The sequence below is a fragment of the Flavimobilis sp. BM9 genome (assembly GCF_058313055.1).
On the sequence record NZ_JBZEMO010000001.1, the window covers coordinates 856430 to 869029 of the forward strand.

The following is a 12600-nucleotide window of genomic DNA, read 5'->3' on the forward strand; positions in this document are numbered from 1 at the left end:
CTGGTCCGGGACGCTGGTCAGGCGAAGCGGCGCAAGGTCTTGACGTTGCGGGTGGTCGCGACGCGGAAGCGCGAGCGCGCGAGGACCTTGGCGAGCGGCGTCGTGAGGGACGATCCGCGCGGGCAGCGCCACAGGAGCGCGTCGAGGCCCACGTCCGCAAGACGACGCGCCAGGTCAGCAGGCGGCGCCTGCCACGCCTCGAGAGATGCCTCGGGAGCCCCGGTCCGCGCGGCTGTCACCGTAGCCGCCTCGGCCGCCGCCTCCGCGAGGAGGCCGGGAGAGGTCGAGATGACGACGTAGCCGTGCGCGGTGTCGTCGTCGGGCCACGGGACGGCGTCGGCGAGCGTGGTCGCGAGCCCGAGCGGGAGGAGGGCGAGGTGCGCGTCGTATCCGAACGCCTCGCTGATCCTGCTCTCGAGGTCGGCGCGCACGTCCGCGAGCGGGGCGTCCCCGGTGACGTCGAGCAGGACGTTGCCGCTCGCGAGGACCGTGCGGACGGCACGCGCGCCGCTCGCTGCGACGACGGTCCGCAGCTGCGCCATCGGGATGGTCCGGCCGCCCACGTTCACGCCGCGCAAGAGGGCCACGACTCTGAGGTCACCGGGCGCGACAGCGGGTGCAGTGCTCATGAGGTCTCCTGGGGAGTGGGACGGGACACGGTCAGGCCTGCGCGAGGACGAACGGCAGCACGCGAGCGGCGCCCGCCTGGCGCAGCATCCGGGCGGCTACCGTGAGGGTCCACCCCGAGTCGGTCAGGTCGTCGACGAGCAGCACGCTCCGCCCGGGAAGCCCCGCGGCGGCGGCCTCGGAGAGCGCGGGCCGCAGGCGTTGCGCGACGCCCGCGAGGCGGATCGCAGAGTTGACGTCCCGTCTGCCTGCCGGGACCCCAGGGGCTGGCTCGACCGAGCCGACGACCGGCTTGTCGAGGTAGCGGCCGAGCCCGTGCGCGAGGTGGCTCACGAGGACCGGCCGGGTCGCGGACGCGATCCACACGATCCCGTCGACCCGCTGAGCGTCCGCCCAGTCGTCGAGCACCCGCGCGGCGGCGGTGCGCAGCGGGGTCGGCACCTCGCCGTCGGGCGTGGCAGGCGCGAAGAGCTCGCGCAGCGGCGCGGACCAGCCCAGCCCGTCGAGCCGTGCGACCGCACGGCCGGGCTCGGCGACCTCCTCGGGGGAGAGCCTCCCCGAGAGGTCGACGCCGAGCGCTGCCATCCCCGACGGCCACTGCCGGCGGGTGCTGATCTCGATGCCGGGCCGGTCCATCGCGGCGCGCGCCCGGCGCACGAGCGACGGGTCGGGCGCGGCCGGCAGGTCGAGCGTCGAGCAGCGGTCGCAGCGCCCGCACCGCCACCCTTCGACGAGCTCGGGGTCGTCGAGCTGGTGCCGCAGGAACGCCATGCGGCAGCCGCCGGTCGACTGGTAGGCGAGCATCGCCTCCTGCTCGGTGCGACGTGCGCGCTCCACCCGCTCGTACCGTTCACCCTCGTACGCCCACGGCTCGCCGGTGACCTCCCAGCCGCCGCGGACGCGTCGGACGACGCCGTCGACGTCGAGGACCTTGAGCATCATCTCGAGCCGCGACCGCTTGAGGTCGACGCGCGTCTCGAGGGCGGGGAGCGACATCGTGCCGTTCTCGGAGAGCGCGCGCAGCACGGCCCGCACCTGCCCCTCCGCCGGGAAGGCGAGCGACCCGAAGTAGTCCCAGATGCGCTGGTCCTCCTCGCCCGGGACGAGGACGACGGTCGCGCGGTCGACGCCGCGGCCGGCGCGGCCGACCTGCTGGTAGTACGCGATCGGCGAGCTCGGGGCCCCGAGGTGGACGACGAAGCCGAGGTCCGGCTTGTCGAAGCCCATACCGAGCGCCGATGTCGCGACGAGGGCCTTGACGCGGTTCCCCTTGAGGTCGGCCTCGAGCGCCTCGCGCTCAGCGGTGTCGGTGCGACCCGTGTAGGCGCGGACCTCGATGCCCGCGGTGCGCAGCTGCTCGGCGACCTGCTCGGCAGCGGCGACCGTGAGGCAGTAGACGATGCCGGAGCCGGTCAGTCTCGGCAGCGCCTCGACGAGCCACGCGATGCGCGTGGGCTGGTCGGTCACGGGCAGGACCGCGAGGTGGAGCGACTCGCGATCGAGGCCACCACGCAGGACGAGCACCTCGTCGCCCGGGCGGACGCCGTCGGCGGCCGCGACGTGCCCCTCGGCGTCACGGTGCACCGCGAGCTGCTCCGCGACGTCGAGCGTCACGCGCTCGTTCGCGGTCGCGGTCGTCGCGAGCACGGGGATGCCCGCCGGCAGGTCGGCGACGAGGTCGCGGATCCGGCGGTAGTCGGGGCGGAAGTCGTGCCCCCAGTCGGAGATGCAGTGCGCCTCGTCGACCACGACGAGGCCCGCGGTCGCGGCGAGGCGGGGCAGCACCGTGTCGCGGAAGTCGGGGTTGTTGAGACGCTCGGGGGAGCACAGCAGGACGTCGACGTCGCCCGCGGCGATGCGGTCCTGGACGTCGTCCCACTCGGTGACGTTCGACGAGTTGATCGTCACGGCGCGCACCCCGGCTCGTCCGGCGGCCGCGATCTGGTCGCGCATGAGCGCGAGGAGCGGCGAGACGATGACGGTCGGTCCCTCGCCTCGCTCCCGCAGGAGCGAGGTCGCGACGAAGTACACGGCGGACTTTCCCCAGCCCGTGCGCTGGACGACGAGCACGCGGCGCTGGTGGGAGACGATCGCGTCGATCGCGCGCCACTGGTCGTCCCGCAGCCGTGCGTCCTCGCGACCGACGAGGCGACGCAGGACTGCCTCGGCCGCCTCGCGCCCGTCGAGCCCTTCGGTCGTCACGGGGACGATCTCAGGACGATCAGCTCTCGTGGGTCGTGGTCGCCGAGGTGCTCGGCCAGAGGGCGAGCCCGTGGCTGTGGCGGTCGCGCCGCCGTCCTCGGGGAGCCAGAGCGGCTCGTCCCAGTCGGCGGGCGGCTCGGCGAGCGGCACGTCCTCGTCCCAGGCCGTCGACCAGGCAGGCTCGGGGTCCGTCGCGGGAGCCGGAGCAGCGACCGGGGCGGGCCCGCTCTCCACCGAGGGCGAAGGGGAAGCCTGGGGGGTCGACGCCCGTGCTGGCGCTTGCGCGGCAGGCGAGGGTGCGGCGGGCGTGACAGGGCGCGTCGGGGGCGCTCCGAGCGGGCCGAGGTCGAGAGACGGCTCGGCGCCCGGCTGGTCGACGAGGGTGCGCGCGTCGAGCGACGACGCACCCCACTGCGGACCGGTGACCTCGACGTGGCGGCGCGGCACGCCCTCGAGCTTCGACCAGTCGGGCTCCGCGCCCCAGCGGCCCGGGGTGCCGCGCCGCTCGCGCGGCTCGCCAGCGGGAGCGTCGTCGCCGTGGGGCAGCGCGGCGTCGGGATCCTCGTCGCGCGGCTCGGGCTGGTCCTCGATCGTCATGGTCTCCAGACTACGGACCGGGACGGACATCGCCGGCAGGTGCTCAGATGGTGTGGATCGACCGTCGGGGCGATGGTGCCCTGGTCAGGTCCCGCCCGTGCCGCGACGCTGGGGAACGAGGGCGCGTCGTCCGTACCGGCGCGCGGAGCGAGGAGGTCGCACGTGCGCAAGGTCACGTACTCGATGGGCATGTCCCTCGACGGGTTCATCGTCGGCCCGGACGGAGATTTCCAGTGGACGGTCCCGGAGCCCGCGCTCTTCCAGATGTCCATCGACGAGGTCAAGGACGTCGGCGTCCACCTCCTCGGGCGCCGCCTCTACGAGACGATGCTCTACTGGGAGGACGTCGCCGACGACCCGTCCCTCGACCCGCAGGAGCGCGAGTGGACGGACCTGTGGAACGCCTTGCCGAAGGTCGTGTTCTCACGCACCCTCACCGGCGTCGTCCCGAGCGCGCGGCTCGCGACCGGCAGCCTTGCCGACGAGATCGCCCGGCTGCGCGCAGAGGAAGGGGAGGGGGACATCGCGATCGGCGGTGCAGACCTCGCTGCCCAGGCTGCCGACCTCGATCTGATCGATGAGTACCTCGTGCGCGTGTTCCCCGTCCTCGTCGGCGGGGGGACCCCGTTCTTCGCGCTGCACGGACGCCGGGTCGACCTCGAGCTCGTCGAGACGCGCACGTTCGGCTCCGGGGTGGTCTTCGTGCACTACCGTGTGCGGCGCGACGCCGACGGCGCCACGACGCGCACGCCGACCATCTCGTGAAATGCGCGGACGGCTGTCAGGGTGAACTCCTAGAGTTGCGTCGTGGCCAACCCTCGCAACACTGACGTCCCCCGCGCGCTGCGCCTGCCCGTGCGCCCCGAGCTCGCGGGCATCGAGCCGTACGGCGCCCCGCAGCTCGACGTCCCAGTCCTGCTCAACGTCAACGAGAACCCGTACGGGCCGAGCCCGCGGGTCGTCGCGTCGATCGCGAGCGCCGTCGCGGACGCCGCCGCCGGGCTCAACCGCTATCCGGACCGCGACTTCCTCGGCCTGCGCGGCGACCTGGCCGACTATCTCGCGCGCGAGAGCGGCGTGCGCGTCGCGGCCGAGCAGGTCTGGGCCGCGAACGGCTCGAACGAGGTCATGCTCCACCTCTTGCAGGCGTTCGCGGGGCCCGGGCGCACGGTCGTGTCCTTCGCGCCGACGTACTCGATGTACCCCGAGTACGCGCGCGACACGCACTCCGCGTACGTGGTGGGCCGTCGTGAGGCGGACTTCACGCTCGACCCGGAGCACGCGACCGCTGTCGTCGCTGAGCACCAGCCGTCCGTGACGATCCTCACGAGCCCGAACAACCCGACCGGGACCGCGTTGTCCGTCGACACGATCGTGGCGGTGTGCGAGGCGGCGCTCGAGGTCGACGTCGACGGCGCGCCCGGCATCGTCGTCGTCGACGAGGCGTACGGCGAGTTCCGCCGTGAGGGCGTCCCGTCGGCGCTCGAGCTGCTCGACCGCTTCCCGAACCTCGTCGTGAGCCGCACGATGTCCAAGGCGTTCGCGCTCGCGGGCGCGCGCCTCGGGTACCTCGCGGCCCGCCAGGAGATCGTCGACGCGTTGCGCGTCGTGCGGCTGCCGTACCACCTGTCGGCGGTCACCCAGGCGACCGCCCGGGCCGCGCTGTCGCACGCGGACGAGCTGCTCGGCCAGGTTGCTGAGCTGCGTGCCGAGCGCGACCGCACGGTCGCGTGGCTGCGCGCGCAGACCCACGAGGGTCGCCCGCTCGACGTCGCGGACTCGGACTCGAACTTCGTGCTGTTCGGCCGGTTCGCCGACCGCCACGCCATCTGGCAGGGTCTGCTGGATCGGGGTGTGCTCATCAGGGAGACTGGTCCCGAGGGCTGGCTGCGCGTGTCCATCGGCACGCGCGAGGAGATGGTGGCGTTCAAGGACGCCCTGGTGGAGGTAGCAGGACTGTGACCCGCAGCAGCAGGACGGCACGCATCGAGCGAGCGACGTCCGAGTCGTCGGTGCTCGTCGAGATCGACCTCGACGGGACCGGTCGCACGGACATCTCGACGACGGTGCCGTTCTACGACCACATGCTCACGGCCCTGGGCAAGCACTCGCTGATCGACCTGACCATCAAGGCGACCGGTGACACGCACATCGACGCGCACCACACGGTCGAGGACGTCGCGATCTGCCTCGGCGAGGCGCTCAAGGTCGCCCTCGGTGACAAGCGGGGCATCGCGCGCTTCGGGGACGCGCACGTCCCGCTCGACGAGGCGCTCGCGCGTGCCGTCGTCGACGTCTCCGGCCGCCCGTACCTCGTGCACGACGGCGAGCCCGCGGGCCAGGAGTACCACCTGATCGGCGGCCACTTCACGGGCTCGCTCACGCGGCACGTGCTCGAGTCGATCGCGCACCACGCGAACATCTGCCTGCACGTGACGGTGCTCTCGGGCCGCGACCCGCACCACATCGTCGAGGCGCAGTTCAAGGCGCTCGCGCGGGCTCTGCGCGCCGCGGTCGCGCTCGACCCGCGTGTCGACGGCGTGCCGTCGACCAAGGGCGCGCTGTGACGTCCGGCGCGGTCCCGGGCGCCGCAGACGAGCTGCCCGACGACGTGTCGTTCGAGATCCCGGACGACCTGTCGGGTTTGAGCATGTTCGGTGAGACCACGTCGAAGCCGACCGTCGCGCTCGTCCTGACCCAGGTCGCCGGTGCGGACCCGCTCGCGGCAGTGTGCGCCGTCGCGAAGCTCGAGGTCGACGTGTTCTTCGCACAGGGTGTCGGCGCGGTCGCGGTCTGCCGGGACCTCGACGGTGACGGCCCCGCTCAGGTCGCTGCAGGCATCTCGCAGCTGATCAGCGGTGTCCCGGCGATCCTCGTCGAGCGCCGGGAGAACCAGATCACCGCGACGCGCTGGCTCGACGGCGAGCGCGGGGACGACGTCCCTGCGGGCCTGTTGCTCGACGGCGCCCCTGACGACCTCGAGGGGCTGCTCCTCGGCACGCACACGCTCGCCGACGTCAAGGGTGTTCTGCCGGCGGGCCAGTACTCGCGCCTCAAGGCTGCGCGGCTGCTCACGTCTCTCGCACGCAAGGCTAGGAAGAAGTCATGAGCGCGCCGTCCGTCGTCGTCCTTGACTACGGCTTCGGGAACGTCCGCTCGGCCGTGCGCGCGCTCGAGCGCGTGGGCGCCGAGGTCGAGCTCACGAACGACCGTGCGGCCGCCGAGTCGGCCGACGGTCTCGTCGTGCCCGGCGTCGGTGCGTTCGCCGCGGTGATGGAGGGGCTGCGCGCGGTTCGCGGCGACCAGATCGTCGGTCGGCGCCTCGCCGGTGGCCGTCCCGTGCTCGGCATCTGCGTCGGCATGCAGGTCATGTTCGAGGCGGGCGACGAGCACGGCGTTCACACCGAAGGCCTGGGGGAGTGGCCCGGTGTCGTCGACCGCCTGCACGCCCCGGTGGTTCCGCACATGGGCTGGGCGACCGTCGAGGCTCCCGAGGGCACGGCTCTCTTCGCGGGCATCGAGGACGAGCGCTTCTACTTCGTGCACTCGTACGCCGCGCAGACGTTCACGCTCGGTCAGGACGAGCCGGCCGACGGCCGGTTCCGCCCACCGCTCGTCACCTGGGCAGACCACGGCGGTCCTTTCGTGGCTGCCGTCGAGAACGGCCCCCTCGCCGCGACGCAGTTCCACCCGGAGAAGTCCGGCGACGCTGGCGCCCAGCTCCTCACCAACTGGCTCTCGTCCCTGCGCTGACGCGCGGGACAGCCCTCCGTCTCGGCTGTCGCCGAGCCCGAACCCCCTGGAGATGAACCCCATGACCGACCGTCTCGTGCTGCTCCCTGCCGTCGACGTCGCCGACGGGCAGGCTGTGCGCCTCGTCCAGGGCGAAGCAGGTTCGGAGACCTCGTACGGCGACCCGCTCAGCGCGGCGCTCGACTGGCAGGCGGGCGGTGCGGAGTGGATCCACCTCGTCGACCTGGACGCGGCGTTCGGGCGCGGTTCGAACGCGGAGCTCCTCGCCGAGGTCGTCGGCCGTCTCGACGTCAAGGTCGAGCTCTCGGGCGGCATCCGGGACGACGAGTCGCTCGCCCGTGCGCTCGCGACGGGCTGCGCGCGCGTCAACCTCGGGACCGCTGCCCTGGAGAACCCTGAGTGGACCGCGAAGGTCATCGCGGAGCACGGCGACGTCGTCGCTGTGGGGCTCGACGTGCGCGGGACGACTCTCGCGGCACGCGGCTGGACCGAGGACGGCGGTGACCTCTGGGAGGTCCTCGGCCGCCTCGAGGCCGCTGGCTGCTCGCGCTATGTCGTGACCGACGTGACGAAGGACGGCACGCTGCGCGGCCCGAACGTCGAGCTGCTCGCCGAGGTAGCTCAGCGTGCGAAGGCTCCCGTCGTCGCGTCGGGTGGCATCTCGAGCCTCGACGACCTGCGCGCCCTGCGCGCGCTGGTCCCGCAGGGCGTCGACTCCGCGATCGTCGGCAAGGCTCTCTACGCGGGCGCGTTCACGTTGCCCGAGGCGCTCGACGTCGCTGGTCGGCCGTGACGCACGGCGCTCACGACGGACACGATCACGGCGTCCCGGCGGACTCGGCGGGGACGCCGTGGTCCGGTCGTGACCTGAGGTCGAACCCCTTCGCGGGCGACGACGGGTCGTGCGAGCCGGCTCTCGCCGCGGCCCTCGAGGCATACGCGTCCGGCGGACGCACCGCCGATCTCGAACGTGTCATCGGGGCGCTCGCGTCTGCGCGGGTGCTCGTGCCGATCATCGCCGAGCTCGACGTCGCGGGTCGTGGCGAGCACGGCCAGGACGTCGACAAGGAGGCGAGCGCAGGGGTCGTCGCGCTCGAGGCTCCCGACGGTCGCAAGGCGCTGCCCGTGTTCTCCTCGGTCGAGGCGATGACGCGGTGGCGTGCCGACGCCCGTCCGGTGCCGTCGTACGCGACGCGCGCGGCGCTCTCGGCAGTGCAGGAAGGCTGGGCCCTCGTCGTCCTCGACCCGGGCGGCCCGACGACGGTGCTCGTGCCGCGTCCCGCCGTGTGGGCGCTCGCGCAGGGGCGTACGTGGGAGCCTGCGGTGCGCGACGGCGTCGTCGACGAGGCGGTGCGTGCCGCGGTGCGGGACGCCGCGCTCCCGGCTCAGCACGTGGTCCGGGCCGACGCCGTGCCCGGGCGTACGGCGGAGGTCGCCGTGGCGCTCGGCATCGATGGCGGTCTCGACCGTGCGGGACTCGACCAGGTGCTTGCCTGGGTCAACCGCGCGCTCGCCGCGAGCAGCGTGATCAGCGAGCGGGTCGACTCGCTCGAGCTGCGTATCGGCAAGGCCTGACGCCTGACGTCCGACGAAGGCCGCGCCCGCAAGGGGCGCGGCCTTCGTCGTGCTCGGGGGACCGTTCTCAGGAGACGGGACCGGTGAGCTTCTCGCCCGGGCCCTCGCCCGGTGCGTCCGGGATCGCGCTCGCCTCGCGGAACGCGAGCTGCAGCGAGCGCAGCCCGTCACGCAGGGAGCGGGCGTGCTGGTTGCCGATGTCGGGTGCCGACGTGACGACGAGCCCGGCGAGCGCGGTGATGAGCTTACGTGCCTCGTCGAGGTCCGTGAGGTCCTCCTCGCCCTCGGCGAGGCCGCACTTGACGGCGGCCGCGCTCATGAGGTGGACCGCGGCGGTCGTGATGACCTCGACGGCCGCGACGTCGGCGATGTCTCGGGTGGCCTGCGCGGCGTCGTCGCTCGGGCTGGCCTGGGGAGAGGGGTTCGTCATGCGCTTATTGTCGCCCACCGGGAGGGGGACGACGTACGGCGAGACGACGCAGCCCCGCACTCGACGAGCGTGCGGGGCTGCGTCTCCGCGACCGGGTCCCCGGTGCGGCATGACGGCGTCAGGCGTTCAGCGCCGCCCGCAGCTGCTCGCCGAGGCCAGCGTCGACCTGGCCCCAGTACCAGAAGAAGCGCTCACGGATCTCGGGGACCGTGATCCCGGCGCCCTGGCCCGTGAGGGTCTCGAGGAAGGCCGCCTTCTGGGCGTCGTCGAACACGTCGCGGTAGAGGGTTCCGGCCTGACCGAAGTCGGAGTCGTCCGAGCGCAGCGTCTGGGCCGCGCGGACGAGCGCACCGTCCGTCTCCCACGCGACCTCGCCGGCCCGTGCGCCGTCGGCAGCCGGGCCGCCCGTCGAGTTGGTCGCGTGGACCGGCATCGTGGCAGGCGCGTAGTGGTAACGCATCTGGCCCTCGTGCTGGTAGTTGCGCACCTCGGCGGCGTGCGGCATGTTCACCGGGAGCTGGTTGTAGTTCGCACCGATCCGGTAGCGCTGCGCGTCCGGGTAGGCGAACACGCGGCCCATGAGCATCTTGTCGGGCGAGATGCCGATGCCCGGCACGAGGTTCGACGGCGAAAACGCCGCCTGCTCGATCTCCGCGAAGAAGTTCTGCGGGTTGCGGTCGAGGGTGAGCTCGCCGACCTTGAGGAGCGGGTAGTCCGCGTGCGACCAGGTCTTGGTGATGTCGAACGGGTTGAAGCGGTAGGTCTTGCCCTCCTCGTACGGCATGACCTGGACGAAGAGGTCCCACACGGGGTGCTCCTCGCGCGCGATGGCCTCGAAGAGGTCGCGGCGGTAGTAGTCGGCGTCGGATCCGGCGAGGTGCTGGGCCTCGTCGGCGGACATGGCCTCGACGCCCTGGCGGGACTTGAAGTGGTACTTGACCCAGAACTGCTCACCCTCGCCGTTGACCCACGAGAACGTGTGCGAGCCGTAGCCGTTCATGTGGCGCCACGAGCGCGGCAGGCCGCGGGAGCCCATGAGGTAGGTGACCTGGTGGGCGGACTCGGGGGAGAGCGTCCAGAAGTCCCACTGCATGTCGGCGTCTCGCAGCCCGGAGGCGCCGGTGCGCTTCTGCGAGTGGATGAAGTCGGGGAACTTGATCGCGTCACGGATGAAGAACACCGGGGTGTTGTTGCCGACGATGTCGTAGTTGCCCTCGGTCGTGTAGAACCGCAGCGCGAAGCCGCGGACGTCGCGCCACGTGTCGGGGGAGCCCTGCTCGCCGGCGACGGACGAGAAGCGCAGGAGCGTCTCGACCTCCGATCCGGGCTGGAAGACGGCGGCCTTCGTGAACCGCGAGACGTCGTCGGTCACGACGAACCGGCCGAAGGCCCCGCCGCCCTTGGCGTGCGGGTTGCGCTCCGGCACGCGCTCGCGGTTGAAGGAGGCGAGCTTCTCGACCAGGAAGCGGTCGTGCAGCGCGGTGATGCCGTCGGGGCCGGTCGTGAGGGAGTGCTGGTCCGAGGGGATGGGTGCGCCGGTCTGGCTGGTCGTGAAGCTGGGGTCGGTCACTGGTGTCTCCTTCTGCCCGTGCGGGCTCGTGTGGTGTGCCGTGGAGGCGTCGTCGGCGAGCGTGCTCACCGGAGGCTGTGGCTGGTCAGGCTGTCGTGGTGCCGGCAACGCGGCAGTCGGGGCAGGTGCCCCAGTAGATGACCTCGGCGGTGTCGATGGCGAAGCCGTGGGTCGAGGACGGGACGAGGCATGGTGCATGTCCTGTCGCGCAGTCGACGTCGCCCACGGCTCCGCACGAGCGGCAGACGACGTGATGGTGGTTGTCGCCCACCCGGACCTCGAAGCGTGCCGGATGCCCGGCCGGTTCGATGCACTGGACGATGCCGCGCTCGGTGAGCGCGTGCAGGACGTCGTAGACGGCCTGCACGGAGACCGTGCCGAGCCGTTCGCGCACTCGTGTCAGGACGGTGTCGGCGTCGGCGTGCGGGGTGGCGCGCAGGCACTCGAGGACCGCGATGCGGGGCGCGGTCACGCGCAGCCCGGCCGAACGCAGCTGGGCTGCGACGTCGTCGCTCGCATGGGTCGGGGTGCTCATGACCTGCAGTCAAGCATGTTATCTGGAATCGTTCAAGTAACGGAACTCTTCAGTTCTGTCTGTGTCGGAGTCGGGATGCGCATGTGGTAGCGTTGACCCCTGACTGATCGGTGTGTGCTCACGCATGCGCCGAGAGCAAGTGGAGAACATCCCACCTAGGTCCCGCCCGAGCTGCCTCGCAGCCGACAGGGACCGGGTCCCGGTCCAGAGCGGGCGCTTCAACGCGTCCGCTCGCTCGTGGGCGCACCGTGCCCATGGGATGGATGTGATGGCCTCCTCCTGCTCGCAGGGACGGAGGCCTTCTTCGTCTCTGTGCACACCACCGAGTTCTGAGGAGACTTCCATCAGCGAGCCCCGCATCAACGATCGGATCCGCGTCCCCGAGGTCCGGCTTGTCGGCCCCAACGGGGAGCAGGTCGGCATCGTCCGCGTGGAGGACGCGCTGCGCCTGGCGCAGGAGGCGGACCTCGACCTCGTCGAGGTCGCGCCTGACGCGCGTCCTCCGGTCTGCAAGCTCATGGACTTCGGCAAGTTCAAGTACGAGGCAGACATGAAGGCGCGTGAGGCCCGGCGCAACCAGGCCAACACGGTCCTCAAGGAGATCCGCTTCCGCCTGAAGATCGACCCGCACGACTACGGCACGAAGAAGGGCCACGTCGAGCGCTTCCTGTCGGCAGGCGACAAGGTCAAGGTCATGATCATGTTCCGCGGCCGTGAGCAGTCGCGCCCTGAGATGGGCGTCCGTCTGCTGCAGCGTCTCGCGGAGGACGTCGCCGAGCTCGGCTTCGTCGAGAGCATGCCCAAGCAGGACGGCCGCAACATGACCATGGTGCTCGGCCCGGTCAAGAAGAAGGCCGAGGCCAAGAGCGAGCAGCGTCGCAAGCGCGAGGAGACTCGTCGTGCCCCGCGTCCCGAGGCCGAGGTCGACTCGATAGCCGAGGCGTCCGCCCCCGTGGAGGCTGCTGCGCCCGAGGCCCCCGTCGAGACGCCCGCGGCCGCGACCGCTGCTGCTCCGGTCGAGACGGCTGCGCCTGTGGAAGCCCCGGTCGTCGAGGCCGCGCCGGCGAAGGCTGCTGCCAAGCCCGCGACCGCGAAGCCTGCTGCCGCGCCGAAGCCCGCTGCGGCGAGCCCCAAGCCGGCGGCGACGCCCAAGCCTTCAGTCCCGAAGCCGGCGGCTGCCAAGCCTGCCCGGCCCGCACCGAAGCCCGCCCCGAAGCCTGCGCCGAAGAGCGAGTGACGAGACCTGCACACCGAGCGGGACCTGCACGTGAGGTCCCGACCGACACTGTCGTACGCCAGCCGGCGCACGAC

The 12600-nt window shown here is 72.1% G+C and carries 13 protein-coding genes; 8 read left to right on the forward strand and 5 right to left on the reverse strand.

Features of this window, described 5'->3' with window-relative positions; genetic code table 11:
* Positions 1 to 17 precede the first annotated feature (17 nt).
* Together AC4F3Q_RS03850 and AC4F3Q_RS03855 are read right to left on the reverse strand one after the other, a co-directional pair.
* Entirely contained in the window at positions 18 to 629 is a 612-nt protein-coding gene (locus tag AC4F3Q_RS03850) for a DUF1697 domain-containing protein (protein ID WP_491038796.1), read from the reverse strand.
* Between the two features lie 31 nt (positions 630 to 660).
* Positions 661 to 3426, reverse strand: coding sequence for a RecQ family ATP-dependent DNA helicase (locus AC4F3Q_RS03855; RefSeq protein WP_491038797.1), 2766 nt, complete (start codon positions 3424 to 3426; stop codon positions 661 to 663).
* A 162-nt stretch (positions 3427 to 3588) separates the two neighbouring features.
* On the opposite strand from AC4F3Q_RS03855, the gene AC4F3Q_RS03860 reads away from it, so the two are divergent.
* From AC4F3Q_RS03860 to AC4F3Q_RS03890, 7 genes are all read left to right on the forward strand, one after another.
* Positions 3589 to 4191: a dihydrofolate reductase family protein gene (locus tag AC4F3Q_RS03860; protein ID WP_491038798.1), complete on the forward strand. Its 603-nt coding sequence runs from the start codon at positions 3589 to 3591 to the stop codon at positions 4189 to 4191.
* Between the two features lie 42 nt (positions 4192 to 4233).
* Positions 4234 to 5388, forward strand: coding sequence for a histidinol-phosphate transaminase (locus AC4F3Q_RS03865; protein ID WP_491038799.1), 1155 nt, complete (start codon positions 4234 to 4236; stop codon positions 5386 to 5388).
* Entirely contained in the window at positions 5385 to 5993 is a 609-nt protein-coding gene (gene hisB / locus AC4F3Q_RS03870; protein WP_168445834.1) for an imidazoleglycerol-phosphate dehydratase HisB, read from the forward strand. The genes AC4F3Q_RS03865 and hisB overlap by 4 nt, the downstream gene beginning before the upstream one ends.
* The gene (locus tag AC4F3Q_RS03875) at positions 5990 to 6535 is read left to right on the forward strand and encodes a hypothetical protein (protein ID WP_491038800.1); all 546 of its coding nucleotides are present in this window, start codon (positions 5990 to 5992) and stop codon (positions 6533 to 6535) included. Before hisB ends, AC4F3Q_RS03875 begins: the two co-directional genes overlap by 4 nt.
* Positions 6532 to 7179, forward strand: a complete 648-nt coding sequence (gene hisH, locus AC4F3Q_RS03880; RefSeq protein ID WP_168445832.1) for an imidazole glycerol phosphate synthase subunit HisH — start codon at positions 6532 to 6534, stop codon at positions 7177 to 7179. Before AC4F3Q_RS03875 ends, hisH begins: the two co-directional genes overlap by 4 nt.
* A 61-nt stretch (positions 7180 to 7240) precedes the next feature.
* Complete coding sequence (gene priA / locus AC4F3Q_RS03885; protein WP_491038801.1) at positions 7241 to 7972, forward strand: bifunctional 1-(5-phosphoribosyl)-5-((5-phosphoribosylamino)methylideneamino)imidazole-4-carboxamide isomerase/phosphoribosylanthranilate isomerase PriA; 732 nt, start codon at positions 7241 to 7243, stop codon at positions 7970 to 7972.
* Positions 7969 to 8754, forward strand: a complete 786-nt coding sequence (locus AC4F3Q_RS03890; RefSeq protein WP_491038802.1) for an SseB family protein — start codon at positions 7969 to 7971, stop codon at positions 8752 to 8754. Before priA ends, AC4F3Q_RS03890 begins: the two co-directional genes overlap by 4 nt.
* 67 nt (positions 8755 to 8821) lie before the next feature.
* Here AC4F3Q_RS03890 and AC4F3Q_RS03895 read toward each other — a convergent pair whose 3' ends face one another.
* The 3 genes from AC4F3Q_RS03895 to AC4F3Q_RS03905 form a co-directional block, all read right to left on the reverse strand.
* On the reverse strand, positions 8822 to 9184 hold the full coding sequence (locus AC4F3Q_RS03895) for a DUF1844 domain-containing protein (protein WP_168445829.1): 363 nt from the start codon (positions 9182 to 9184) through the stop codon (positions 8822 to 8824).
* Between the two features lie 118 nt (positions 9185 to 9302).
* On the reverse strand, positions 9303 to 10754 hold the full coding sequence (locus tag AC4F3Q_RS03900; protein WP_491038803.1) for a catalase: 1452 nt from the start codon (positions 10752 to 10754) through the stop codon (positions 9303 to 9305).
* Positions 10755 to 10839: 85 nt separating this feature from the next.
* Positions 10840 to 11289 (reverse strand): Fur family transcriptional regulator, encoded by a 450-nt coding sequence (locus AC4F3Q_RS03905; RefSeq protein WP_491038804.1) that lies wholly within the window; start codon positions 11287 to 11289, stop codon positions 10840 to 10842.
* A gap of 268 nt (positions 11290 to 11557) precedes the next feature.
* Here AC4F3Q_RS03905 and infC point away from each other — a divergent pair, with 268 nt between their 5' ends.
* Positions 11558 to 12526, forward strand: a complete 969-nt coding sequence (gene infC, locus AC4F3Q_RS03910; protein ID WP_491038805.1) for a translation initiation factor IF-3 — start codon at positions 11558 to 11560, stop codon at positions 12524 to 12526.
* The last annotated feature ends 74 nt before the right edge of the window (positions 12527 to 12600 follow it).